Raw genomic sequence first — 23,705 nt, forward strand, 5'->3', positions numbered from 1 at the left:
CGGCTTCGGTCGGCGCGGCGGCCTGCACGACGCCATCGCGAAGCTGGCTGATCCACCACATCGCGTAGTCGGCCTGGTCCTCGGCGATCGGGACCAGTGATTGGTTGCCGATTGGCGAATGCGGACCCATCAGCATGAACAAGTTGGGGAATCCCGGCACCGCCACCGACCGATACGCCGTCGGGCCGTCGGCCCAGGCCTCGTCCAAGGTGAGCCCGCCCTCCCCAATCACCTCCAGTGGGCGCACATAGGCTCGCGCGTCAAACCCGGTGGCGTAGACCAGCAGGTCCAGTTCGTGCAGTGTGCCGTCGGCGGTAACGATGCCGCCGGGCTCGATGCGGTCGATCGGGTCGGTGATCACCTCGACGCCGGGCTTTTGCACGGAACGGTAGAAACGCCCGGCCATTACCTGCCGTTTACACATCGGCTGATAGTTCGGAGTGAGTTTGGCCCGCAGCTCCGGGTCGCGCACCGAGAGCCGCAGGTTCCATTGACACTCGGCCGTGGCCAGACTGCGCTGCCATCCCGGGCGGATGGGCGCACGGCCGAACAGGTGCCTGAAGATCCACCCCCAGAAGCGATAGGACATAGCATTCAGTGCCGGCCACCGGGACAGCGCCGCCTGGGTCAGCTTTGAGTAGCGCGGGTTAGGCAAGGGGTAGATCCACTGGGCGGTGCGCTGAAAAACCTTCAGCGCGCGCACCTTGCCGCCGAGTTCCGCGGTGATCTGCACCCCGGTCGAGCCGGTGCCGATTAAACCAATCCTCTTGTCCGGCAAGGAGACCGAGTGATCCCAGCGCGAGGAATGGAACGCTGGTCCGGCGAACGTGTCCAACCCGGGGATGTCTGGATATCGAGGTACCCGCAGAACTCCGGTGGCGGTGACGAGGACGTCGAACGTTTCTTCGCCGCCGGGCGTGACGAGCTGCCACTTTCCGTCTTCATAACGGGCCGCGGTCACGTTGCTGCCGAACTGGATGTGCGGACGGATGCCTCGTTCGTCGGCCACCCGCTGGAAATAGGCCTGGATCTCTGGGCCTGGTGGCAGCCAGTGCGACCAATTCGGGTTGGGCCGGAACGAGTAGGAGTAGTACCGCGACGGGACGTCGCAGGTAAGACCGGGATACGTGTTGTCGCGCCAGGTGCCGCCGACGTCGTCGGCCTTCTCGAAAATGGTGAACGTTTCGATGCCGGCGTCCTGCAGCTTGGCCGCCATGCAGATGCCCGACATTCCTGCGCCGATTATGGCGACCTTCAAAGACCGCTTGCGCGTCATGGCAACCACCCGGCCCTCTCGCTGGACTGCACGTTACGCCGCTGACCCCGGCTTATCGACGACTTGTCGGACCCCGGTGGCATAGTCGAATATATGTTCGATCAGACCGTGACGGCGGTGGTGCAGCGGTTGGGTGCGGCCGCGCGGGCCGAAAGCCAGGCAGCCGGGCAGCGGCTGGCGGCGATCGGCGAGCTGGATGTGTTGTGGTTGCGTCGGTTCGGTGAGCGGGAGACTTGGTGCACCGACACCCAGGAAGCGATCACCGCCGAGCTTGCCGCGGCGTTGAACATCACCCAGGCGCTGGCCGCGAGCCACCTGTATTACTCGCGGGCGATGCGATTGCGGCTTGCGCGGGTAGGAGAACGGTTGCTGGCCGGCGATATCGACTATCGGACGTTTCAGACCATCGTCTACCGCACCGATCTGATTAGCGACCCCGAGGTGATGGCCACCCTCGACGTCGAACTGGCGCTATCGGTGCCGCGCTGGCCGGCGATGACGCGGGGCCGGCTGGCCGCCCGGGTGGACCAGATGGTGGCCCGCGTCGACCGCGACGCGGTGCGCCGCCGACGCGAACGCCACGCTGATCGGGAATTGTCGATCTTCGACCACACTGACGGTTTGACCGAAGTATTCGGCCGGCTCTACAGCACCGACGCCCACGCGGTCGACGCGCGGCTAGATGCGTTGGCGGCCGCGGTGTGTGCCGCTGATCCGCGCACCCGCAATCAACGCCGCGCCGATGCCATGGGTGCGTTAGCGGCCAGCGCCGACCGGCTGGGGTGTCGTTGCGGCCAACCCGACTGCCCCACCGCCGCGGCGCCGCCACCGAGTCCGGTGGTCATCCACGTGGTCGCCGAAGCCGCCAGCCTCGACGGCGCTGCGCCGAGGCCGGGAGCGATGATCGGCGCCGATGCGCTCATCCCCGCCGAACTGATCGCCGAGCTGGCGAAGTCGGCCAAGCTTCGGCCACTCGTCCATCCCGCCGACGCGCCACCCGAAGCCGGCTACCTTCCGTCGCAAGCGCTGGCCGACTTTGTCCACTGCCGCGATTTGACCTGCCGGTTCCCCGGCTGCGGTCGGCCCGCGCTCAGCTGCGACATCGACCACACCGTCGCCCACGCCGACGGCGGGCCCACCCACGCCTCCAACCTGAAATCCCTATGCCGGCTGCACCATTTACTCAAAACCTTCTGGGGCTGGCGCGACCAACAACTAACCGACGGCACCCTGATTTGGACATCACCGTCGGGACAGACGTACGTCACCACCCCCGGCAGCGCGCTGCTGTTCCCCGCCCTGTGCGCACCCACCGGCACGCTCGACCCCATCCCCCACCCGCCACGCTGCGCAGACCGCACCGCGAGGATGCCCCGACGCCGGCACACCCGCGCCCACAACCACGCCAACTACATCGACGCCCAACGCCGACAGAATCGCAAAGCACGCCAAGCAGCATCAGGCGGACCCGCACCACCCCATACCGACCACGACCCACCACCGTTCTGATTCAGCTGGCGCTGAATGGCCTTACCGTTGATGGATGGCCAGGACCCGCGACACCGACGCCTGCCCGGGTGCGCTACAGGTGCACCAGGCCGCCGACGGCGCGCTCGCCCGGATCCGGCTGCCCGGCGGCGCGCTCACTGCTGCCCAGCTCGCGGCGCTGGCCGAGGCGTCCAATCGTCTGGGATCCGGAACTGTGGAGCTGACCGCGCGCGGCAACGTACAGATCCGCGGGATCATCGACGTGGCAGCGGTTGGCGACGCGATCGCCGCGACCGGACTGTTGCCGTCGGCGACTCATGAGCGGGTTCGCAATATTGTCGCGTCGCCGTTGTCCGGCCGCGTCGGTGGTAACGCGGACGTGCGGGCGTGGACCGCAGAGCTAGACGCAGCGATCCAGGCCAAGCCTGCCCTGGCAGCGCTGCCGGGCCGCTTCTTGTTCAGCATCGACGACGGCCGTGGCGACGTGTCGGGTCTGGGCGCCGACGTCGGCGCACACGTGCTCGACGACCACGCCCGCCTGTTACTGGCCGGGCGTGACGCCAGTGTCCAGCTGACGGCACCCGACGTGGTCGAGACGCTAGTCGCCGTCGCGGAGCGGTTCACTCAGGTACGCGGAAGTGCTTGGCGAATAAGCGAATTGAGCGACGCCGCCGGACTCTGGCCCGGCGCCGAGCTCGGTGACAGCTTTCCGCCGGTCACCCGGCCCCCGGTCGGCTGGATCGAACAGGACGACGGCCTAGTCACGTTGGGCGCCGCGGTGCCGCTGGGTGTGCTGCCGGCACGCGTCGCGGCATACTTGGCTGCGATCGAGGCGCCGTTGATCGTCACACCGTGGCGCTCAGTGCTGATCTGCGACCTCGACGAAGCCGTCGCCGATACGGCGCTGCGAGTACTGGCGCCGCTGGGTCTGGTTTTCGACGAAAACTCGCCCTGGCTGGCGATCAGCGCCTGCGTCGGCAGCCCGGGCTGCGCGCATTCGCTCGCCGATGTGCGCGCCGACGCCGCGCAATCACTACGTACCGATTCGGATGTGCACCGACACTTCGTCGGCTGCGAACGCGCCTGCGGCAGCCCGCCGACCGGTGAGGTGCTGGTCGCCACCGAAGACGGATACCGACCAGTGAGGTCTTAGGGTGAGCAGGTGCTCGACTACCTGCGCGACGCCGCTGAGATCTACCGGCAGTCGTTCGCGACGATTCGCGCCGAAGCGGACCTGAGCCGATTCCCGGCCGACGTCGAGCGCGTGGTGGTCCGGCTGATCCACACCTGCGGCCAAGTCGACGTCGCCGAGCATGTCGTCTACACCGACGATGTCGTTGCTCGCGCCGGCGCGGCCCTGGCGGCCGGCGCTCCGGTGCTCTGCGATTCGTCGATGGTGGCGGCCGGGATCACCCTTTCGCGGCTGCCCGCCGACAGCCAAATCGTCTCGCTGGTCGCCGATCCGCGAGCACCGGAGCTGGCGGCCCGCCTGCACATCACTCGCTCAGCGGCCGGGGTCCAGCTGTGGGCAGATCGGCTGGCCGGCGCGGTGGTGGCCATCGGCAACGCGCCCACGGCGTTGTTCCGCCTGCTCGAACTGGTCGACGAGGGTTACCCGGCGCCGGCCGCGGTGCTGGGCGGGCCGGTCGGTTTCGTCGGCTCGGCGCAGTCCAAACAGGAACTCGTCGACCGTCCGCGCGGGATGTCGTACCTGGTGGTGCGGGGCCGTCGCGGCGGCAGCGCGATGGCCGCCGCCGCCGTCAACGCGATCGCGGCCAGCACCGAATGATAAGTCGCGGAACGCTTTTCGGAGTCGGGCTGGGCCCCGGCGACCCGGAACTGGTGACCGTCAAGGCAGCCCGGGTGATCGGTGAAGCCGACGTGGTGGCCTACCACAGCGCCCGGCACGGGCGCAGCATCGCCCGCGGCATCGCCGAACCGTATCTGCGGCCGGGGCAGATCGAGGAACACCTGGTCTATCCGGTCACCACCGAGGCAACCGACCATCCTGGCGGCTATGCCGGCGCGATGGAGGACTTCTACACCGCTGCCACGCAGCGCATCGCCGAGCATCTGGACGCGGGTCGCGATGTCGCACTGCTCGCCGAGGGCGATCCGCTGTTCTACAGCTCCTACATGCACCTGCACACCCGGCTGACGGAGCGGTTCGACGCGGTGATCGTGCCGGGCGTGACATCGGTCAGCGCGGCCTCGGCGGCGATCGCGACGCCGCTGGTCGCCGGTGACGAGGTGTTGTCGGTGCTGCCGGGAACTTTGCCGCCCGAGGAGTTGGCTCGCCGGCTCGCCGACTCCGACGCCGCGGTGATACTCAAACTGGGACGCTCGTATCCGGCTGTGCGGGAAGCGCTTTCAGCAGCCGGTCAGCTTGACGCCGCACTGTATGTGGAACGGGCCAGCACCGCCGGGCAGCGGGTGCTGCCCGCGGCCGATGTCGACGACACCGGCGTGCCGTACTTTTCGCTGGCGCTGCTGCCGGGCGGCCGACGGCAGGCGACGCGCCGGGCGGGCGTGGCGGTGGTCGGCCTGGGCCCGGGACACAGCGACTGGATGACACCGGAAAGCCGCCGCGAACTGGCCGCTGCCACCGACCTTATCGGCTATGCGCCCTACCTCGCGCGCATCCCGACCCGCGACGGTCAGCGTCGACACCCCAGCGACAACACCGAGGAACCCGCCCGAGCGCGGCTGGCCTGCTCGCTGGCCGAGCAGGGACACGCGGTCGCCGTGGTGTCCTCGGGTGATCCCGGGGTGTTCGCGATGGCTACCGCAGTCCTGGAGGAGGCCAAACAATGGCCCGGCGTGCGGGTTCGGGTGGTTCCGGCGATGACCGCCGCGCAGGCCGTCGCCAGCCGCGTCGGCGCACCGCTGGGTCACGACTACGCGGTGATCTCGTTGTCGGACCGGCTCAAGCCGTGGAGTGTGATCGCCGAGCGCCTCGCCGCCGCGGCCGCCGCCGACCTGGTGCTGGCCATCTACAACCCGGCGTCGAAGACGCGGACCTGGCAGGTGGGCGCGATGCGGGACCTACTCCTCGCACACCGCGACCCCGGCACCCCGGTGGTGATCGGCCGGGATGTGTCCGGGCCCGGTGAACGGGTGAGGGTGGTCCGACTCGTCGAGCTCGACCCGGCCGATGTCGACATGCGCTGCCTGCTGATTGTCGGGTCCTCGCAAACGCAATGGCATTCGGTCGACTCGGCGGATCGGGTTTTCACCCCTCGCCGGTACCCGTCCTGACTCGAACAGCGGCCCGGGCTGAGCTCCCGCACGGCCGACACACAACTGCAATTCGGACTGCACCCCCGCCGAAATTGAGGTAGGCGATTACTCTATGCGCTTCCCAGGGGCCGGCGAAATAGTGGACTGATCGACATATCTGATGCAAGTCACGAGCATGCAAGGGAGGCAACCGAAATGTCGAACGTCGATACCGCTAGGTCCGCACATCAAGCGTTCAGCCGTGGGGATTTGGCCGCTTTGAAGGATTCTTACGCCGAGGATGCTGTCTGGTATTCCTCCGAGGAGGTACGGCCCGGCGGGGAGATTCACGGACGTGACGCGATATTGGACATGATGGGCCGATTGCCAGATCACTGGAGCACGGTGAGCGTCGAGCCGCGCGAGTACATCGACGGTGGCGAATATGTCGTCGTATTGGGGACGGTACGTTTCGCCAATGACAACGGCATCGACGAATCGCCGTTCGTCAACGTATTGCGATTTAACCGTGATGGCAAGGCTGTACGCGGTGAGATCCACTATGACACTGCGAAATTTGCGAAGCTGCAAGTCTGAATGGTCCGGTGGTCGGGGAGAACCCTCGGCCACCAGAGTAATTTCGGGCGCCCCTTCGGGCGGCCATTGCTCGAATCTGCCTAGCAACATCGAGCACGTCTCACCAGAGTCGAAACCGACATTGCTGTGTTGGTAATAGGCGGCCAAGGACTCAAACCGATCGCTGCGGGTGCGCACGGTCAATCTGAACCAGGCCGGATTCAGCTAATCCAGATCCCTTGTGCCACTGGGGCTGACGTTGGTCCTCGCGTTATAGGCGTTCCATCTCGCGACACATTCGCGCCATCTCGAAATAGGAGGGCTCACGACGCGGGCGGTGCGGTCGTGGCTCAAGCAGCGGGGTGAAGATGCGGCGGGTGGCGGCCGTCAGTGTTGCGGTTAGCCGGCCGCGGCGGATCGCCGCGGGCGGAACCGACAGCACCGGTGCGGTGCTCAAGTTAATTAACTCAATATCGGCGAACCTAAATCTGGGGCGGGATTCTGCCAACTCGGCAGGTCGGGTTTTTATGCCTGCCATCGTTAATCGTCCATTGGCCGTGCGGACGTCGCGCATGTCTGGCACACCAAGAGTTCTCATCCGGCACCAAAACCGCGTTTGTAACGACGTGCTTGTCGCAGTAGACGAATTCGCTTAATCGCGACATGAGACGAAACGGCAAGGGGGACCACGACGATGTGTGCCACCACCGTGCGGGCGGCGGCCCGCGGGGGCCGGGCCGGCAGGGACTGTCGCGATTGCACGGCTGGCTACCCACCACCATCGAGATGGCGGCCGCAGCGCTGGTACTGGTCGCGATTGGCTGGCTGTCGCGGCGCTGGCGGCTGTTGTGGTTACCCGATGATCCCGCCCCGCCCGAACTGTGGGTCTGGATCGGCGTAGCGGGTCTGGCTTAACGATCGCCCGTGCGCGTTTCGCGTGCATCAGGCTCACATTCGGTCAGCCAGGTCAACGCCTCGTCGACGCTGCCTGCCGTCGCCACCCCGGGTGGCGGCGGCGGGCGGCTCACCATCACAACCGGGATGGCAAGTGCCGCGGCGGCGTCCAGCTTTGCCCGAGTCATCTCACCGCCGCTGTTCTTGGTGACCAATGCGTCGATGCGGTGCTCGCGCAGCAGCGCGACTTCCCCGTCGTAGTGATACGGGCCGCGAGATAACACCAGCTGGTGACGACGCGGCAACAGGTCGGCGTTCGGCGCGGTGACGGCGCGGATCAGAAACCACGCATCGCTGCCCGCGAACGCCGCGACACCGGATCTACCCGTGGTGAGAAATACTCGTGAAAACTGTTGATGGGCAACGACTTCAGCCGCCCGGCGGTCCGAGACAACCACGATGGCGTCACCGGGGTCCCAGGCCGGGCGGGCCAGCAGTAGATACGGCAGGTTTAACTCCCCGCACGCAGCGGCGGCGTGCGCGGTGATGGTGGCAGCGAATGGGTGGGTGGCGTCGACGACGGCGTCGATATGTTCGTCCCGCAACCACTTTCGCAGGCCGTCGACTCCGCCGAACCCGCCGATTCGCACAGCACCCACCGGCAGGACCGGGTCCGGGACGCGTCCGGCCAACGAACTGACGACGTTGACGTGCGGGTGCACCCGGGTGGCGAGTGCTCGCGCCTCAGCGGTGCCGCCGAGCAGCAGCACACGCATCAGTGCCGACCGCCCCGGCTGCGTCCAGCGGAATACAGGTAGCTGTCAATGAATCCCTCGGCGGCCAGCACATCGCCGACAACAATGACGGCGGTCTTGGTGATCGCGGCGTCGTGCATCTGCCCGGCGATGTCGGCCAGCGTCCCGCGCAGCACCATCTGCTGCGGCCAGCTGGCGAAAGCCACTACCGCGGCTGGGGTTTCCGGCCGGTAGCCGCCGGCCAGCAGCTGCGGGACGATGGTGTCGATCTGCGCGGCGGCAAGGTGCAGCACCAGGGTCGTCCCCGATTGAGCAAGAGTGGTCAGGTCTTCGCCGGGCGGCATGGGCGTCGACAATGTCGCGATCCGGGTCAGCGTCACCGTCTGCGCCAAACCCGGGACAGTAAGCTCACGACCCAGCGCCGCCGCGGCGGCGGCGAAGGCCGGTACGCCGGGCACGATTTCGTAACCGATTTCCATCGCGTCTAGTCGGCGGCACTGCTCAGCCAGCGCGCTGTAGAGCGACGGGTCGCCGGAATGCAGCCGGGCCACGTCGTGGCCGGCGGCGTCGGCATCCGCGATCTCGGTGACGATCTGGTCGAGGGTCAGCGGGCCGGTGTCGATGATGCGGGCCTCGGGCGGACAGAGCGCTAACAGGTCCTCGGGCATGATCGATCCGGCGTACAGGCATACCGGGCAGCGGCTGAGCAGCCGCTGCCCACGGACGGTGATCAGGTCGGCCGCGCCGGGGCCGGCGCCGATGAAGTACACCGTCACGGCTTGGTCACCGCCCATTGGGTGATCGGCAGCCGCGGTCGCCAACCGGTGAAGCCGCTCAGCGGCTCCCCGTGATAGTGCTGGAAACGCTGCAGCTCCCCACCTAGATGCGAATAGGCTTGCGCTACAACGGCTTCTGATTCCACAGTGACGGCGTTGGCGACCAGACGCCCACCGGCGGACAGGCGCTCCAGGCAGGCGTTCAGCAGGCCGGGCTGGGTGAGGCCACCGCCGATGAAGATCGCCGACGGCGGTGCCGCGCCGTCGAACGCGTCGGGTGCTTCGCCGCGCAGCTCAACGCTGACACCGTGGGCCGCGGCGTTGAACCCTACGTTGCTGCGGCGCGACTCGTCGCGTTCGAAAGCGACCGCGGTGCAGTCCCGCCAGCTGCGGCACCATTCGACGGCGATGCTGCCCGAGCCGGCGCCAACATCCCACAACCGCTCCCCCGGCCGCGGCGCCAACGCCGCCAATGTGACGGCGCGGATCGCCTGTTTGGTGATCTGCCCGTCGTGGACAAAGGCCGCGTCGGGCAACGAAGACACCCGCTCGTCCGGCAGGTAGCGGACGGCGATCACGTTGAGATCGTCGACGCCGGAGGGCGGATCGGAGGCCCACTGGCGCGCGGTGCCGTCGCGGCGGCGTTCGCCTGCGCCGCCGAGTTGCTCGAAAACGGTGAGCTCCGAGTCGCCGCGGCCGTGGGCGTTGAGCAGCGCCGCAAGCGTCTTGGGTGTGGACCCGTCGCTGGACAACACGATCGCCCGGCCGCCGCGACGCACGGCGGTGTGTGGCACCGCGGCGACCAGGCTGATCACCTCGGTGTCTTGCACGGTCCAGCCCATCCGCGCGCACGCCAGCGTCACCGAGGACACCTGCGGCAGCACCCGGATGTTTTCGGCGCCGTACAACCGGAGCAGCGTGCCCCCGATGCCGTGCAGTAGCGGGTCGCCGCTGGCCACGACGTGAATGTCCTCGGTGTGGTCGTCGAACAGTCTTTGCAAGGCGGGCAGCATGGGCGACGGCCACTCCCGACGGGGCGCCGCGACGGTGTCATCGAGCAGGCCGAGCTGTCGCTTGGACCCATAAATCACTGTGGCCCTTCGTAATTCGCGTAGTGACGTCTCTGATAATCCCGGCATCCCGTCTGCGCCGACGCCCACAACGATGATCATTGGCGCCGCTCCTTCTCGTCGCTCCGCTGCGCATCGTCGCCGGCGCGGATCATCGCGGCAGCCGCCGCCAGACGAATTGCGGTAGCAGCCGCATCCCGAAGAACATCGGCCGCAGCGCCCATGGGATCCAGACGGTGCGCCGTCCTTTGGCCAGCGCTCGCGCGGTGGCAGCGGCCACCTGCTCAGGCGTGCTGGGAAACGGGGCGGGCGCCATGCCCTGCGTCATCCGCCCGATGACGAATCCCGGGCGCGCGATCAACAATCGCACCCCGGTGCCGTGTAGCGCGTCAGCCAGCCCGCTGGCGAAGCCGTCGAGTCCCGCTTTCGCTGACCCGTACACGTAGTTGGCCCGACGCACCCGCACGCCGGCCACCGAGGAGAACACCACCAGCGATCCCCGCCCGGCCTGCCGCATTGCTGCCGCCAGATGGGTGAGCAGGCTGACCTGCGCGACGTAGTCGGTGTGTACGACAGCCACCGCGTGCGCAGCGTCGATCTCGGCGCGAGCTTGGTCGCCGAGAATCCCGAAGGCCAGCACCGCGGTGTCGATCGGGCCGTGCTCGGCGAGGACCGAAGCGACGAGCGGGCCGTGCGAGTCCACGTCGTCGGCGTCGAACTCCCTGGTGTATACGGCCGTCGCGCCGGCGGCGACCAGCGCCGCGACCTGCTCGGCGAGCTGGTCGGCTTTGCGCGCCGCCAATATCACCGACGCGCCGGGCGCCAGCCGCCGCGCGAGTTCAATACCGATCTCGCTGCGGCCGCCCAGGATCAGCACCGTCGCAGCCCCCGTGTCATCCACGGCTGCGATTATCACCTGCGCTAGCGTGAGCGGTGATGGCGAACTCCACCGCCCGGCTGACCAACGATGCGCTGGCGTTTCTGACAGAGCGCCATCTCGCCATGCTGACCACGCTGCGCGCCGACAATTCCCCGCACGTCGTCGCGGTGGGCTTCACCTTCGACCCCAAGACGCACATCGCGCGGGTGATCACCACCGGCGGCTCGCAGAAGGCGGTCAACGCCCAGCGTGGCGGGGTCGCGGTGCTCAGTCAGGTCGATGGGGCACGCTGGCTGTCGTTGGAAGGGCGGGCCAGTGTCAACCGCGAGGTCGACGCCGTGCGCGACGCGGAGTTGCGCTACGCCCAGCGTTATCGCACGCCGCGAGTCAACCCCCGGCGAGTGGTCATCGAGGTGCAGATAGAGCGAGTGCTGGGATCCTCGGATCTGCTGACCCACAAATCCGCGTAGCTCGCTAGACGAGTGTGGCGCCGGGCGCCCGAATCACCAGCGGCACCGCCGGGAAGTAGGCCGCCAGCTCTGGTCGCGATTTGGCCAGCGCGGCGGTGCCGTAGCCGCGGTGCCGGTAGTCGGGATGGATCCAGATCCGGACGTGGACCTCCTGACCGGCGAGCTCGCCGAAGACCATGCCGACCTTCTCGTCGCCGTCGACCGCGACGAACCAGGCGGCCTCTTCGGCATCGAACCGGTCCTGCGCTGCGCCGATCTCGTCGTCGAGGCCGCCCGCCGGGGCGCCGGACCCGTCGCCCTTGGCGCCGATGTCATCGGTGCGCGCGGCGAAAATGCCGCGGTCGGACGCCGCGGAGAACGGGCGGAGCGCCAGCGTGTCGCCGGAGCTCGCAGGCCGGTCTTTGAATGTGAAACTCAGGATGTTGTTCAGGTCCTCGAGCTCGGCAGCGATCTTCTTGCGCGAGTCCTTGGTCAATTGATCGAATGACATGCCAATCACCGCCTCGGCGCCCAGCCGTGAGGTGCCCAGCAACGCGACGATGCCGTCGACCGCCGACGGCCGGTCGTCGGCCTCCACGATCAGGTCCAGCACTTCATGTCGACGTTCCAGCGCGGTGAGCAGGGCGTCGGTGATCTCTCGGCGGGCAGCAGCGCGGTCGTGATCGGTCATCGCACGAGCGTAATACGCGGACCAAGGTCGGCGCCGGGCATCCAAGGCCTGGTCATGTCTACACCGGGACGACGATCAGGTCGTGCGGGCGGTGGTTGACGGACAGGGCGCCGTCGTCGGCCACCACCACGATGTCTTCGATACGCGCCCCCCACCGGCCGGGGAAGTAGATCCCGGGCTCGACGGAAAAGGCCATGCCCGCTTGCAGCGGTAAATCATTGCCCGCGACGATGTACGGCTCTTCGTGCACCGATAACCCGATGCCGTGGCCAGTGCGGTGTACGAAATACTCGGCGAGCCCGGCCTCGGCCAGTACGTCGCGGGCGGCGGCGTCAACGTCCTCGGCGGTCACCCCCGGACGCACCGCCTCGACCGCCGCCCGTTGCGCTCGCTGCAGTACTGAATACTGTTGCGCCACTTCGGCGCTGGGCTCGCCGATGCTGTAGGTACGCGTCGAGTCCGAGTTGTATCCGGGCTCGTACGCGCCGCCGATGTCGACGACGACGATGTCGCCGACGCGAAGTTCGCGATCCGAGTAGCTGTGATGCGGGTCTGCACCATGCGGACCGGAACCGACAATGACGAACGCCACCTCTGAATGCCCCTCGGCGACAATGGCTTCGGCGATATCCGCGGCGACGTCCGCTTCGGTTCGACCAGGCACCAGGAGGTCCGGCACCCGGGAGTGCACCCGGTCGATCGCCGCGCCGGCCTTGCGCAGCGCGTCGATCTCGGAGGCGTCCTTCACCATCCGCAGTCCCCGCAACACGCCGGTGGCCAGCACCGGCAGCACGCCGAGCACATCGGCCAGCGGCAACAGGTGTAGCGCGGGCATGGAATCGGTGACGGCAGTCGCCGCTGGCGCGCCGCCGATGGCTCCGGCGACCAGTCGATAGGGGTCGTCGCCGTCGACCCAATCCCGCACCGCCAGGCCCAGATCCGCGACAGCGGACTGCTTCAGCGAGGCCAACTCCAGTCGAGGCACCACCACGGTCGGGTCGCCGGACACCGGCAGCACCAGCGCCGTGAGCCGCTCGAAGGTCTGCGCACGCGATCCGAGCAGATAGCGCAAGTCATAGCCCGGGGTGATCACCAGGCCAGCCAGACCGGCGTCGGCGGTAGCGCCAGTCGCCGCCGCAATCCGATGGCGGTAAACGTCTGCATCGAACCGATGAGAACCCATGGCAGTCAGGCTAGCCGCGCGACTGGCAGGATGGCGGGCATGCCTGCACCGCTGCTGCTGCTTGACGGCGCCAGCATGTGGTTTCGCTCCTATTACGGCGTCCCGTCCTCGATCACAGCGCCCGACGGCCGGCCGGTGAACGCGGTCCGCGGCTTCTTGGACTCCGTCGCCATACTGATCACCCGGCAGCGGCCCGGTCGCCTGGTGGTGTGCCTGGATTTGGACTGGCGCCCGCAATTCCGGGTGGACCGCATCCCGTCGTACAAGGCGCATCGCGTCGAGGAAGAACACCCCGACGGGCAACCCGATGTCGAGGAAGTGCCCGACGACTTGTCTCCGCAGGTCGAAATGATCGAGGAGATCCTCGACGCGTTCGGCTTCTGCACCGGCGGCGCGGCGGGTTTCGAAGCCGACGACGTGATCGGCACGCTGGCCGCCCGGGAACGACGTGACCCGGTAGTCGTTGTCAGCGGCGACCGCGACCTGTTACAAGTGGTCGGCGATGATCCGGTCCCCGTTCGGGTGCTCTACCTCGGACGCGGACTGACCAACGCCACATTGATGGGTCCCCCCGAGGTGGCCGAGCGCTATGGCGTGCCCGCCGATCGGGCCGGCCCCGCCTACGCCGAAATGGCGCTGCTGCGCGGCGACCCCTCCGACGGGCTGCCGGGCGTGCCCGGTATCGGCGAAAAGACCGCCGCGACGCTGATGGCGCAGCACGGCTCGCTGGCGGGAATCTTGGCCGCCGTCGACGACCCCAAATCGTCGCTGTCCAAGGGCATGCGGGCCAAGCTGCGCGAGGCCGCCGACTACATCGAGGCCGCCGGCGCGGTGGTGCGGGTCGCTACCGACGCGCCTGTCGCGCTGTCGACACCGAGCGACGCCGTGCCGCTGGTGGCCGCCGACCCAAAGCGCACCGCGGAGCTGGCGACGCGGCTGGGGGTCGCGTCACCGATCGCGCGATTGCAGAAGGCGCTCGACGCGTTGCCGGCGCCGTGACGTAACGCTGCTATGTCCCGCTACTTGGGCCGACCGACCTCGTAGGTGCCCTTGTTGTCCTGGAAGGTCACCGTCACCTGACGCTTGGTGCCGTCGATGCTGACGTCGCAGTCGAAGCTGCCGCCTTTTTTAACCGTCGGATTCTGGCCGTTGTTGCACTTGACGTCTTTGACGTTCTTCGCCCCGTAGCCGTTGGTGCTGTCGCTGAGGATCTGCGCCACACCAGCCTCCGCCTTATTGATGTCCAGCTTGGTCGTCACGAAGAACCCTGGGGCCCAGAAGCCCAGCACCAATAAGACCGCGACGAGGATGGCGGCGAACACGCCGACCACCGTGCCGATGACCGCCCGCGACCGCGTCGAACCGGGGCTGGCAGGAGGCTGGCCGTAGGGCCCCGCGTACTGGCCGTACTGACCGGGCTGACCGTACTGACCAGGCTGACCGTATTGGCCCGGCTGCCCGTACTGCCCGGGCTGTGCGTACTGGCCGGGCTGGCCGTATTGAGCGGTCTGCCCGCCGTATTGGTCCTGCTGTGGGTAGCCCGTGGGCTGCGGGAACGGCTGAGACGGCGGGTAGTACTGCGTCGGCGGCTGCTGGTAATGCCCGTATTCAGTGGGCGTGTACGCGGGCGCATGCCACGTCGGTTGCTCTCCACCTGGCGCCTGCCAGGTCTGCTCGCCGGATGGCTGCTGCCAGGGTGACACGTGCTGCGTCGGGTCCTCGCCGGATTGCTGACCTTCACCCTGTGGCGGCTGCCACGGTTGCGTCGGGTCGGGCCCCTGGGGTCCGCTCATCGTGCGTCTGTCCTCTCAGTCCTGATTGCAGTCCTCGCATCGGTCGCGAATGCAACCGTAGCTGGGACCGAGCCTACCCGGCGTCAACTGCCACGACGCCGCGCCGAATGGCGTCGATCGCGCGTTTCGCCGTCGCCCGCAGCTCCGGTTGGGGGGCGGCGTTACGGACCTGGTCCAGCAAATCAAGCACCTGCCGGCACCAGCGGACGAAATCCCCCGGCAACAGCGGTGAACCGCTGCCCTCGGAATCAGCGGCGGCTAATGCGGCGACCAGGTCTCCATTGCTGGCCCAGCGGTAGATGGCCGCGACGAAACCGTCGTCGGGTTCGCGACTCAGCGTGATGCGGTGCCGCTGCTCGTCGGCGCGCAACTCCGCCGACAACCGTCGCGTGCGGTGCAGCGCCTGCCGTAACGGCGCGGTCAGAGCCTCTGCGTTTCGCGGCGGCCCGGGGCCGTCCCCGCCCCGCGATTCGTAGACCACCGATGAGAGCACGGCGGCCAACTCGGCGTCTCGCAGCCTGGTCCAGGCGCCGGTGCGCAGACATTCGGCCACCAACAGGTCGCTCTCGCTGTAAATCCGGGCAAGCAACCGCCCGTCGTCGGTTACCGTCGGGTCACCGTGGGCGACCTGGATGAACCCGCGCTCTGTGAGCAACCCGACGATCCGGTCGAAGGTGCGGGCCAACGAGTTGGTGGCGGCGGCCACCTTCTTCTGCAATGCCTCGTTGTCGCGTTCGATGCGCAAATAGCGCTCGGCAAGCCGGACTTGGGCCTCCCGATCGGGTTCGCGGTGGACGGGATGACGGCGCATCTGCTCGCGCAGCGAGACCAGCTCGGGATCGAGATCGCGCCTCTCAGTGCGGCTGCCGCCGCCGCGGCGGGCGCCCGGAATCGACAGTCCAGCGGCCGCCGAACGTAGCGCCGAGGCCAGGTCGCGGCGGACGCGGGGCTGTCGGTGTTCGACCCGCTTGGGCAGTGTCATAGAGCCAACCGGCGCTGCGGCGCCGGAATAGTCGGCCGACGAAATCCGGCCGGCCCAGCGGTTTTCGGTCAACACCAACGGCCGCGGGTCGTCGCTGTCACGGTCGGGCTCCAGCACGACCGCCAGGCCGCCCCGGCGGCCGTGCGTGATCGTGATGATGTCGCCGCGACGCAGCGCCGCCAGCGCGTCGTTGGCCGCCTGCCGGCGTTGCAGCCGCGACGCGCGGGCCTGGGCGCGCTCGTGTTGGGTGATCCGTTCCCGCAGCCGGGCGTACTCCAAGAGCGGCGCGTCGCTTCCACCGAGGTCGGCTGCGACCTCGTCGAGCATCCGCTGGCCGCGCTCGACGCCGCGGACCAGGCTTACCACCGACCGGTCGGCCTGATACTGGGCGAACGACTGCTCCAGCAGCCGGTGAGCCTGCTCGGGGCCGACTCGGTTCACCAGGTTGATCGTCATGTTGTACGAGGGGGCGAACGAGCTGCGCAACGGGAAGGTCCGGGTGGAGGCCAGGCCGGCGACTTCAGCCGGCTCGCTGGTGCTTTCGCCGGGGTGCCAGAGCACCACGGCGTGGCCTTCGACGTCGATACCGCGGCGGCCGGCCCGCCCCGTGAGCTGGGTGTACTCCCCCGGCGTCAGCGGGACGTGTTGTTCGCCATTGAACTTCACCAGCCGTTCCAGCACCACGGTGCGGGCCGGCATGTTGATGCCGAGCGCCAGCGTTTCGGTGGCGAAGACCGCCTTGATCAGCCCGGCGGTGAACAACTCCTCGACCGTGTGCCGGAACACCGGCAGCATTCCGGCGTGGTGGGCGGCGATACCGCGCAGCAGCCCTTCCCGCCACTCGTAGTAGCCGAGCACGGCCAAGTCGGAATCCTGCAGATCGCCGCAGCGATGCTCGATCACCTCGGCGATCTGCGCCCGGTCCTCCTCGGTGGTCAGCCGCAATGACGACCGCAGGCACTGCGCGACTGCGGCGTCGCAACCCGCGCGGGAGAACACAAAGGTGATCGCGGGCAGCAGGCCCTCCGAGTCGAGGATGTGAATCACGTCGGGCCTCGACGGCGGCCGATAGAAACCCGGCCGGCCGAAGCGTCCCGGCCCTCCCCTTCCCGCCTGTCTGCGGGGGCCACGCCAGTCCGAGAGCCGATCGGCTTCGCGGCGATGGGCGATGTGGCGCAACAGATTCGGGTCGACAATCGGCTGGCGCCGCTCACCCGCGCCACCGGCCGCATAATCGAACAGGTCGAAAATACGTTTGCCCACCAGCATGTGCTGCCACAGCGGGACCGGTCGGTGGTCTTCGACGACCACCGTCGTGTCGCCGCGCACGGTCTGGATCCAGCCACCGAACTCCTCGGCGTTGCTCACTGTCGCCGACAGGCTGACCAGGCGCACCTCGTCGGGCAGGTGCAGGATGACTTCCTCCCACACCGCACCACGCATCCGGTCGGCGAGGAAATGCACCTCGTCCATGACGACATAGGAAAGCCCTTGCAGCACAGGCGAATCAGCGTAAAGCATGTTGCGCAGTACTTCGGTGGTCATCACCACAACCGGGGCGTTCGCATTGACCGACAGGTCGCCGGTGAGCAATCCGATCTGGTCTTTGCCGTAGCGGGCCACGAAGTCGGTGTGCTTCTGGTTGCTCAGCGCCTTCAGCGGCGTGGTGTAGAAGCATTTGCCGCCCGCTGCCAGTGCCAAGTGCACTGCGAATTCGCCGACGACGGTCTTTCCGGCTCCGGTTGGCGCGCACACCAGGACACCGTGGCCGCTTTCCAGCGCCGCGCAGGCCTGCTGCTGAAAGCCGTCGAGTCCAAAAGCCAATTCCGCAGCGAACTTGGCTAATTCGCCCGCGGGGTCATATGCGTCGCTCCTCCCCATCGCTTCGCTCTGCATCGTCGCGGCGCGCGGGTCAGGTGACGTCGTCATGGGGTCCGGCGATGCTCGACGGCGCCCCAACCGCGGAGGGCGGGTCGACGATCGAGGCTTCGTCGTCGGCGATGGCGGTCAGGGCTTCGCGTTTGGCTTTCCGTTTGTCGTGCACCCGGGCGATCTGGATGGCCAATTCGAGTAGCAGCGTCAGAGCCAGTCCGAGGGCCGTCATCGAGAACGGGTCGGAACCCGGCGTGAAAACCGCTGCGAACACGAACATCACGAAGATCAGGCCGCGCCGCCAGGACCGTAGTCTTAGGTAGCTCAGCACACCGACGAAATTGAGCATCACGATCAGCAGCGGGAACTCGAAGCTGATACCGAAGACCAGGAGCAGGTTGATCAGGAAGCCGAAATACCGGTCGCCGGACAGCGCCGTCACCTGCACGTCGCTGCCTACGGTCAACAGGAAGTGCAGCGCCTTGGACAGCACCAGATAGGCCAGCACCGCGCCGGTGACGAACAACATTGCCGCCGGGATGACGAATGCCACCGCGAAACGGCGCTCCTTCTTGTACAGCCCCGGCGTGATGAATGCCCACAGTTGGTAGAACCACATCGGACAAGCCAGCACGACTCCAGCGGTCAACCCGACCTTCAGCCTCAGCATGAACTGGTCGAACGGCGCGGTGGCCAGCAACCGGCATTGGCCGTCAGCGCTGATCTGCGCTCGCGCCGACGGCGGCAGCGAGCAGTACGGGTGTCGAAGCCATTCGCCCAGGCTTTCCAGCCCGAACAAACCGTGCGAATACCAAATGAACCCGAACGCCGTGGTGACTGCGATCGTCGCCAACGAGATCAACAGCCGGGCGCGCAGTTCGGTGAGATGGGCGACGAGCGACATGGTCCCGTCGGGATTGGTGCGGCTGCGACGAAGTCGCGGATCCAGCCGCCTGAATAGACCGGTGGTGCGCACAGTCAGTAGGCGCTCGGGCGCCGCGGCGGCGATGCCAGGCTAGGCCGATCGACCGTCAGCCGCCGGCGGGTCGACCCGCTCGGACTGTACGGGTTGGGCTGCCGCGGGCGGCGCGACAGGCGTGTCTGGCTTGCTTTCGTTCTGTAGTTCGCGAACCTCAGACTTGAAGATCCGCAACGACTTGCCCAGCGAACGTGCCGCATCGGGGAGCCTCTTGGCACCGAACAGAACGATCACCAGGACCGCAATGATCGCCAGGTGACCCGGGGTAAGAGCGTTCACTTTTAATTACCTCCAGACGTCCCCACGATGCTACCGCAGCAGCCGTACGACTAGCCGGAGCGCGCCGCGGCCTGGTAGGACTCCAGAGCGGCCGCCGCGGCATCCCGAACCCGCTTGGCCAGCGAATCCGGCCGCAGAACACGAACGGCGGACCCCAGGCCCAGCACTTGGCGGGCCGTCCACTCTTCGGAGGCATAGGTCATCGCCGCCTCGCAGTAACCATCGGGCAGCTCGCGCAGTAGGCGCATTGGGTAGTACTCGAACATCCACGACGCCGCCGGCGCCAGCCGCAGCGTCGCCGACGGCAGCGATGGGTCGGCGTCGAACAGCGAAGTATCCGGCGGCGCCGCAAGCGCGGGTTCCGGCGGCGCGGACGGCTCGTCGAGCACGGTCGCGTCAACGATGCGGTCGAACCGGAACAGCCGCACCCCTTCGGCCTCTCGTGACCACGCCTCGAGGTAGCTGTGCCCGCCGACCAGCACGATCCGGATGGGGTCGACGATCCGGGTGGACAGCGTGTCGTGCGAAGCCGCGTAGTAGTCGATGCTCAGCGCCCGATTGTCGTGGACTGCGGCGCGCACCGCAGCCGCGGCCTGACTCTCGACCGGCGCCGGCTCGTCCACCGCGGCGATGTCAGGCCCGTGCCCGGCGGCCCCGGCGGCTGCTTCGATTTTGGCGATCGCGCTGCGCGCTGCCTCCGGATCGACGACACCCGGAATGTCGGCCAGCGCCCGCAGAGCCACCAGCAGGCCGGTGGCTTCCGGCGAGGTGAGCTGCAGCGGCGTGTCCATGCCCGCCGAGAACGTCACCTCGATGGTGTCGCCCTCGAACGCGAAGTCGATCAGGTCGCCCGGGCTGTAGCCGGGCAGGCCGCACAGCCACAGCTGGTCGAGGTCCTCGCCCAGCTGTTTGACGGAAACGCCCAAGTCGGCGGCGGCCTGCACGCGGGTGACCCGTGGGTTGGCCTGGAAGTACGGCACCATGTTGAGCAGCCGCACCAGGCGGGTGGACACGGGAGTCATGAGCGCCGCTCCTCCTCGCTTTGGGCTTGGGCACGCAACCGGCCCAGCACCTCCTCTCGCAGCGTGGACGGTTCCAGCACGACGGCGTCGGCGCCATACCCGGTAATGTCGCGCGCCAGCCGGTCGGTGGTTCCGATGTCGAGTTCGACGACCTCGCCGTCGCGTCCGGCCAGTTGCCGCGGCCCCAGCGACAGCCCGGCGCGCCGCAGCGCGGTGGCCCGCCCGTCGGCCAACCAGACCTGAGCCCGCACACCCGTCGGCGCCTCTCCGACCGCCTCGGCCACGATCTTGCGCAGGTTGACGTGCTTGGGCCGGGCGAAGGCACCGACCGGACCGATCGGCGTCACCTCGCCGCCGATCCTGGACAACCGGAATGTGCGGGTGGCGCCGCGGTCACGGTCGTGCCCGACGAGATACCAGCGACCTTTCTCGGTCACCACGCCCCACGGCTCGACCGTGCGCACGCTGTACGGCTCGGCGCGCGACGGCCGGTGCGGAAATTGCACGGCCTGCGCTGAGTCGATGGCCGACAACAACGCTCCGAGAACGTCTTCCGACCCGCGCAGACCCACGGTCCCGGCCGGTGACGCAATGGCAACCGGCGCATCCGGGTCGACGTCCACGCCAGCGGCGCGCAGCTTGAGCAGCGCACCCTGGGTGGCGGTGATCAGTTCCGGCGACTCCCACAGCTGAGTGGCGACGGCCACAGCCGTTGCCTCGTCGGCGGTCAGCTCGACGGCGGGCAGCGCGTACGCCTCGCGGTTGATCCGGTAACCCTCGACCGGATCGAACGACGACACCTTGCCGGTCTCCAGCGGGATGCCCAGATCGCGCAGTTCGTTCTTGTCCCGCTCGAACATTCGCGAGAACGCTTCGTCGCTGGCGGTGTCGGAATAGCCCGCCACGCTGGACCGGATCTTCTCGGCGGTGATGTAGCCACGGGTCGACAGCAACGCGATGACGAGGTTGACCAGTCGCTCGACTTTCGAGATCGCCACCCGCCCTACCCTAATTGCCGGATCCGCCCCCGCGATTGCCCGGCTACATGCTGGCGATCAGTCTCTTGACTCGCTCGTCGACCGATCGGAACGGGTCCTTGCACAGCACAGTGCGCTGGGCTTGATCATTGAGTTTGAGGTGCACCCAGTCGACGGTGAAGTCCCGACCGGCGGCCTGGGCGGCGCTGATGAATTCGCCGCGCAGCCGCGCGCGGGTGGTCTGTGGCGGCCGGTCGACGGCGTCCTCGATTTCTTCGTCGGTGGTGATGCGCGACGCCAGCCCCTTGCGTTGCAGCAGGTCGAAGACGCCGCGGCCGCGCTTGATGTCGTGGTAGGCCAGATCCAGCTGGGCGATCTTCGGGTCGGACAGCTCCATGTCGTAGCGGTCTTGGTAGCGCTGGAACAACTTGCGCTTGATCACCCAGTCGATTTCGGTGTCGACCTTGGCGAAGTCCTGGCTTTCCACCGCGTCGAGCTGGCGACCCCACAGGTCCACCACCTGCTCGATCTGGGCATTCGGCTCGCGGGTCTGCAGGTGTTCGACGGCGCGCGCGTAGTACTCCCGCTGAATGTCCAGGGCGCTGGCCTGACGGCCGCCGGCCAGCCGCACCGGCCGTCGGCCGGTGACGTCATGGCTGACCTCACGGATGGCCCGGATCGGGTTGTCCAGCGAGAAGTCGCGAAACGCCACCCCGGCTTCGATCATTTCCAGCACCAGCGCTGCGGTGCCCACCTTGAGCATGGTGGTGGTCTCGCACATGTTGGAGTCGCCGACAATGACGTGCAGACGCCGGTACTTCTCGGCGTCGGCATGCGGTTCGTCGCGGGTGTTGATGATCGGCCGGCTACGGGTGGTGGCCGACGACACGCCTTCCCAGATGTGCTCGGCGCGCTGCGAGAGGCAGAATGTGGCGGCCTTCGGGGTCTGCAGCACCTTGCCCGCGCCGCAAATGAGCTGGCGGGTGACCAGGAACGGCAGCAGCACATCGGAGATACGGGAGAACTCGCCGGCGCGCACGATCAAATAGTTCTCGTGGCAGCCGTATGAATTGCCCGCCGAGTCGGTGTTGTTCTTGAACAGGTAGATGTCGCCGCCGATGCCCTCGTCAGCCAAGCGCTGCTCGGCGTCGACGAGCAGGTCTTCCAGCACCCGCTCGCCGGCACGGTCGTGAGTGACCAGCTGCACCAGGCTGTCGCATTCGGCGGTGGCGTATTCCGGATGGCTACCCACGTCGAGGTACAGCCGTGCGCCGTTGCGCAGGAAAACGTTGGAGCTACGACCCCAGGAGACCACTCGGCGAAACAGGTAGCGGGCCACCTCGTCCGGCGACAGCCGCCGATGACCGTGGAACGTGCAGGTAACACCGAATTCGGTCTCGATGCCCATAATCCGCCGCTGCACGATTCGAGCGTACTGGTTGTTCGACCGCGACGGTGGCGCGGCTCGCGGATACCCGACGAGGTCGAGATGGACGACCTGACCCAATCGGGCGACGTCCAGCGCACTCAGCGCTCAAAAGGGCGGGGGTTTGTTGCGCTCGGCGAAGTGGACGGCGTTGAGCGCACGTTCGGTGTCGATGCGGGCGGCTCGGTCTTGTTCGCGTGTTCGGTGGCGCCTCGGCATCATGATCCCGCAATCGCCTAGCGGTCGGTCAACCGTTGGGGCAGTGAGCAATTCGCCAGTCGGCAGACATAAGCTGGGGAACAGCAGTCGACTCCCCGGGAAAGTGGTGTACCGCTGCCCGGTCGGCGCAGTCCAGATGACGGTGCCATCTGGTGATTGTTCATCGCGCCAGGCTGTCCAGAACGTCTTGAGCAGATGATGTTTTCGGCATATGCATTTGAGGTTCGATGGGTGCGTCGGCCCGAGCGGGTAAGGAACCGTGTGGTCCACATCGCAGAACTCGGCGGGCCGGTCGCAGCCCGGGAACCGACAGGTCAGATCCCGACACCGGACGAACCGCTCCAGGGCGGCCGACGGGCGGTAGCTCGATTCGGCAGGCACGTCAGCAGGAAGGCGCACCGGCGTGACCTTGGCGCCGCCGCGGATCAACTCGGCCAGCAGCGGGGCGGGCACCGCACCGCCGCTGACAATCCGACCGGCGGGCCGTTGGGTCCTGTCGCACGGTGGATCGGGTTCGGGGTCGGGGGCGAGCGCCTCCGAAAGTGGCGTGCCCGGCGCGAAGGGCCGCGCCGGCCGCTCGCCCGACATGTGCGGGTCGGGGGCCGCAGTCAAGGCCGATTCTTCGGCGACGACGTGAATGACGACACTTGTCCCCCGCTGGTCGCCATCGATACCTGCCGGGCAGGAAGCGCTACCGCAGCCGCACGCCAGCTGGTCGGCCCCGGCGGCGAGCGCGCCCAACGCGTCGGCGCGGCGCTGGGCGATGGTGCGCGGGTCATCATCGCACACCCCGTGAGCCAGCTGCGTCAACCGCCGTTCCAGCACCGCCGCGTCGGTCGAATACAACGTTCCCCATAGGTTGGTGGTGCCATCCTGGCCGTGCGGCGAGTCGATCACAA

General features: G+C 67.7%; 24 protein-coding genes. 8 read left to right on the plus strand and 16 right to left on the minus strand.

Annotated features, from left to right (window positions below):
- Window positions 1-1,276: NAD(P)/FAD-dependent oxidoreductase (locus VEI45_RS09290; RefSeq protein WP_324852389.1), on the minus strand; the 1,276-nt coding region annotated here is incomplete at its 3' end.
- Between the two features lie 93 nt (window positions 1,277-1,369).
- Between VEI45_RS09290 and VEI45_RS09295 the strand changes: the two genes are divergently transcribed.
- The 5 genes from VEI45_RS09295 (at window position 1,370) to VEI45_RS09315 (ending at window position 6,580) form a co-directional block, all read left to right on the plus strand.
- The gene (locus VEI45_RS09295; protein WP_324852391.1) at window positions 1,370-2,785 is read left to right on the plus strand and encodes an HNH endonuclease signature motif containing protein; all 1,416 of its coding nucleotides are present in this window, start codon (window positions 1,370-1,372) and stop codon (window positions 2,783-2,785) included.
- Between the two features lie 34 nt (window positions 2,786-2,819).
- On the plus strand, window positions 2,820-3,917 hold the full coding sequence (gene cobG / locus VEI45_RS09300) for a precorrin-3B synthase (protein ID WP_324852393.1): 1,098 nt from the start codon (window positions 2,820-2,822) through the stop codon (window positions 3,915-3,917).
- Between the two features lie 9 nt (window positions 3,918-3,926).
- Window positions 3,927-4,553 carry a precorrin-8X methylmutase gene (locus VEI45_RS09305; RefSeq protein ID WP_324852395.1) on the plus strand — a complete coding sequence of 209 codons (627 nt, stop codon included), beginning with the start codon at window positions 3,927-3,929 and terminating at the stop codon, window positions 4,551-4,553.
- Window positions 4,550-6,022 carry a precorrin-2 C(20)-methyltransferase gene (locus VEI45_RS09310; RefSeq protein ID WP_324852397.1) on the plus strand — a complete coding sequence of 491 codons (1,473 nt, stop codon included), beginning with the start codon at window positions 4,550-4,552 and terminating at the stop codon, window positions 6,020-6,022. Before VEI45_RS09305 ends, VEI45_RS09310 begins: the two co-directional genes overlap by 4 nt.
- Window positions 6,023-6,199: 177 nt before the next feature.
- A complete protein-coding gene (locus tag VEI45_RS09315; protein ID WP_324852399.1) occupies window positions 6,200-6,580 on the plus strand; it encodes a nuclear transport factor 2 family protein in 381 nt (126 codons plus the stop codon).
- Window positions 6,581-6,830: 250 nt separating this feature from the next.
- Here VEI45_RS09315 and VEI45_RS09320 read toward each other — a convergent pair whose 3' ends face one another.
- Window positions 6,831-7,016, minus strand: coding sequence for a hypothetical protein (locus tag VEI45_RS09320; RefSeq protein ID WP_324852401.1), 186 nt, complete (start codon window positions 7,014-7,016; stop codon window positions 6,831-6,833).
- Between the two features lie 206 nt (window positions 7,017-7,222).
- On the opposite strand from VEI45_RS09320, the gene VEI45_RS09325 reads away from it, so the two are divergent.
- Complete coding sequence (locus VEI45_RS09325; protein WP_324852403.1) at window positions 7,223-7,474, plus strand: hypothetical protein; 252 nt, start codon at window positions 7,223-7,225, stop codon at window positions 7,472-7,474.
- On the opposite strand, the gene VEI45_RS09330 is transcribed toward VEI45_RS09325, so the two are convergent.
- The 4 genes from VEI45_RS09330 to VEI45_RS09345 are packed head-to-tail and all read right to left on the minus strand — an operon-like array spanning window position 7,471 to window position 10,955.
- Window positions 7,471-8,232, minus strand: coding sequence for a cobalt-precorrin-6A reductase (locus VEI45_RS09330; RefSeq protein WP_324852432.1), 762 nt, complete (start codon window positions 8,230-8,232; stop codon window positions 7,471-7,473). The genes VEI45_RS09325 and VEI45_RS09330 overlap by 4 nt on opposite strands.
- Window positions 8,229-8,984 (minus strand): precorrin-4 C(11)-methyltransferase, encoded by a 756-nt coding sequence (cobM, locus tag VEI45_RS09335; protein WP_324852434.1) that lies wholly within the window; start codon window positions 8,982-8,984, stop codon window positions 8,229-8,231. Before cobM ends, VEI45_RS09330 begins: the two co-directional genes overlap by 4 nt.
- Complete coding sequence (gene cbiE, locus VEI45_RS09340; protein WP_324852405.1) at window positions 8,981-10,156, minus strand: precorrin-6y C5,15-methyltransferase (decarboxylating) subunit CbiE; 1,176 nt, start codon at window positions 10,154-10,156, stop codon at window positions 8,981-8,983. The genes cobM and cbiE overlap by 4 nt, the downstream gene beginning before the upstream one ends.
- Before the next feature lie 49 nt (window positions 10,157-10,205).
- The gene (locus VEI45_RS09345; RefSeq protein WP_324852408.1) at window positions 10,206-10,955 is read right to left on the minus strand and encodes an SDR family NAD(P)-dependent oxidoreductase; all 750 of its coding nucleotides are present in this window, start codon (window positions 10,953-10,955) and stop codon (window positions 10,206-10,208) included.
- Window positions 10,956-10,990: 35 nt separating this feature from the next.
- Between VEI45_RS09345 and VEI45_RS09350 the strand changes: the two genes are divergently transcribed.
- The gene (locus tag VEI45_RS09350) at window positions 10,991-11,404 is read left to right on the plus strand and encodes a F420-dependent biliverdin reductase (protein WP_324852410.1); all 414 of its coding nucleotides are present in this window, start codon (window positions 10,991-10,993) and stop codon (window positions 11,402-11,404) included.
- Between the two features lie 4 nt (window positions 11,405-11,408).
- On the opposite strand, the gene VEI45_RS09355 is transcribed toward VEI45_RS09350, so the two are convergent.
- The gene (locus VEI45_RS09355) at window positions 11,409-12,074 is read right to left on the minus strand and encodes a GNAT family N-acetyltransferase (RefSeq protein WP_324852412.1); all 666 of its coding nucleotides are present in this window, start codon (window positions 12,072-12,074) and stop codon (window positions 11,409-11,411) included.
- 58 nt (window positions 12,075-12,132) lie between these two features.
- Window positions 12,133-13,257, minus strand: a complete 1,125-nt coding sequence (locus VEI45_RS09360) for a Xaa-Pro peptidase family protein (RefSeq protein WP_324852414.1) — start codon at window positions 13,255-13,257, stop codon at window positions 12,133-12,135.
- A 39-nt stretch (window positions 13,258-13,296) separates the two neighbouring features.
- Between VEI45_RS09360 and VEI45_RS09365 the strand changes: the two genes are divergently transcribed.
- The gene (locus tag VEI45_RS09365) at window positions 13,297-14,256 is read left to right on the plus strand and encodes a 5'-3' exonuclease (RefSeq protein WP_324852416.1); all 960 of its coding nucleotides are present in this window, start codon (window positions 13,297-13,299) and stop codon (window positions 14,254-14,256) included.
- A 20-nt stretch (window positions 14,257-14,276) separates the two neighbouring features.
- Here VEI45_RS09365 and VEI45_RS09370 read toward each other — a convergent pair whose 3' ends face one another.
- The 8 genes from VEI45_RS09370 to VEI45_RS09405 form a co-directional block, all read right to left on the minus strand.
- Window positions 14,277-15,050, minus strand: a complete 774-nt coding sequence (locus VEI45_RS09370) for a DUF4333 domain-containing protein (protein WP_324852418.1) — start codon at window positions 15,048-15,050, stop codon at window positions 14,277-14,279.
- 73 nt (window positions 15,051-15,123) lie between these two features.
- Complete coding sequence (locus VEI45_RS09375; RefSeq protein WP_324852436.1) at window positions 15,124-17,913, minus strand: RNA helicase; 2,790 nt, start codon at window positions 17,911-17,913, stop codon at window positions 15,124-15,126.
- 31 nt (window positions 17,914-17,944) lie between these two features.
- Window positions 17,945-18,880 (minus strand): twin-arginine translocase subunit TatC, encoded by a 936-nt coding sequence (tatC, locus tag VEI45_RS09380; protein WP_324852420.1) that lies wholly within the window; start codon window positions 18,878-18,880, stop codon window positions 17,945-17,947.
- Between the two features lie 39 nt (window positions 18,881-18,919).
- The gene (tatA, locus tag VEI45_RS09385; protein ID WP_324852422.1) at window positions 18,920-19,162 is read right to left on the minus strand and encodes a Sec-independent protein translocase subunit TatA; all 243 of its coding nucleotides are present in this window, start codon (window positions 19,160-19,162) and stop codon (window positions 18,920-18,922) included.
- 50 nt (window positions 19,163-19,212) lie between these two features.
- On the minus strand, window positions 19,213-20,184 hold the full coding sequence (locus VEI45_RS09390) for a YafY family protein (RefSeq protein ID WP_324852424.1): 972 nt from the start codon (window positions 20,182-20,184) through the stop codon (window positions 19,213-19,215).
- Window positions 20,181-21,182: a YafY family protein gene (locus VEI45_RS09395; RefSeq protein WP_324852426.1), complete on the minus strand. Its 1,002-nt coding sequence runs from the start codon at window positions 21,180-21,182 to the stop codon at window positions 20,181-20,183. Before VEI45_RS09395 ends, VEI45_RS09390 begins: the two co-directional genes overlap by 4 nt.
- Before the next feature lie 43 nt (window positions 21,183-21,225).
- On the minus strand, window positions 21,226-22,584 hold the full coding sequence (pafA, locus tag VEI45_RS09400; RefSeq protein ID WP_324852428.1) for a Pup--protein ligase: 1,359 nt from the start codon (window positions 22,582-22,584) through the stop codon (window positions 21,226-21,228).
- A 111-nt stretch (window positions 22,585-22,695) separates the two neighbouring features.
- A partial coding sequence (locus VEI45_RS09405; RefSeq protein WP_324852430.1) for an HNH endonuclease signature motif containing protein occupies window positions 22,696-23,705 on the minus strand: 1,010 nt, incomplete at its 5' end.

This window comes from Mycobacterium sp., from assembly GCF_035623875.1.
GTDB lineage: Bacteria > Actinomycetota > Actinomycetes > Mycobacteriales > Mycobacteriaceae > Mycobacterium.

Bases quoted from the DNA above. Each gene is read 5' to 3' on its own strand.
- VEI45_RS09295 (WP_324852391.1), top strand. From the start codon at position 1,370: ATGTTCGATCAGACCGTGACGGCGGTGGTGCAGCGGTTGGGTGCGGCC.
- cobG (WP_324852393.1), top strand. From the start codon at position 2,820: ATGGCCAGGACCCGCGACACCGACGCCTGCCCGGGTGCGCTACAGGTG.
- VEI45_RS09310 (WP_324852397.1), top strand. From the start codon at position 4,550: ATGATAAGTCGCGGAACGCTTTTCGGAGTCGGGCTGGGCCCCGGCGAC.
- VEI45_RS09315 (WP_324852399.1), top strand. From the start codon at position 6,200: ATGTCGAACGTCGATACCGCTAGGTCCGCACATCAAGCGTTCAGCCGT.
- VEI45_RS09325 (WP_324852403.1), top strand. From the start codon at position 7,223: ATGAGACGAAACGGCAAGGGGGACCACGACGATGTGTGCCACCACCGT.
- cbiE (WP_324852405.1), bottom strand. From the start codon at position 10,156: ATGATCATCGTTGTGGGCGTCGGCGCAGACGGGATGCCGGGATTATCA.
- VEI45_RS09350 (WP_324852410.1), top strand. From the start codon at position 10,991: ATGGCGAACTCCACCGCCCGGCTGACCAACGATGCGCTGGCGTTTCTG.
- VEI45_RS09355 (WP_324852412.1), bottom strand. From the start codon at position 12,074: ATGACCGATCACGACCGCGCTGCTGCCCGCCGAGAGATCACCGACGCC.
- VEI45_RS09360 (WP_324852414.1), bottom strand. From the start codon at position 13,257: ATGGGTTCTCATCGGTTCGATGCAGACGTTTACCGCCATCGGATTGCG.
- VEI45_RS09365 (WP_324852416.1), top strand. From the start codon at position 13,297: ATGCCTGCACCGCTGCTGCTGCTTGACGGCGCCAGCATGTGGTTTCGC.
- VEI45_RS09370 (WP_324852418.1), bottom strand. From the start codon at position 15,050: ATGAGCGGACCCCAGGGGCCCGACCCGACGCAACCGTGGCAGCCGCCA.
- VEI45_RS09375 (WP_324852436.1), bottom strand. From the start codon at position 17,913: ATGGGGAGGAGCGACGCATATGACCCCGCGGGCGAATTAGCCAAGTTC.
- VEI45_RS09390 (WP_324852424.1), bottom strand. From the start codon at position 20,184: ATGACTCCCGTGTCCACCCGCCTGGTGCGGCTGCTCAACATGGTGCCG.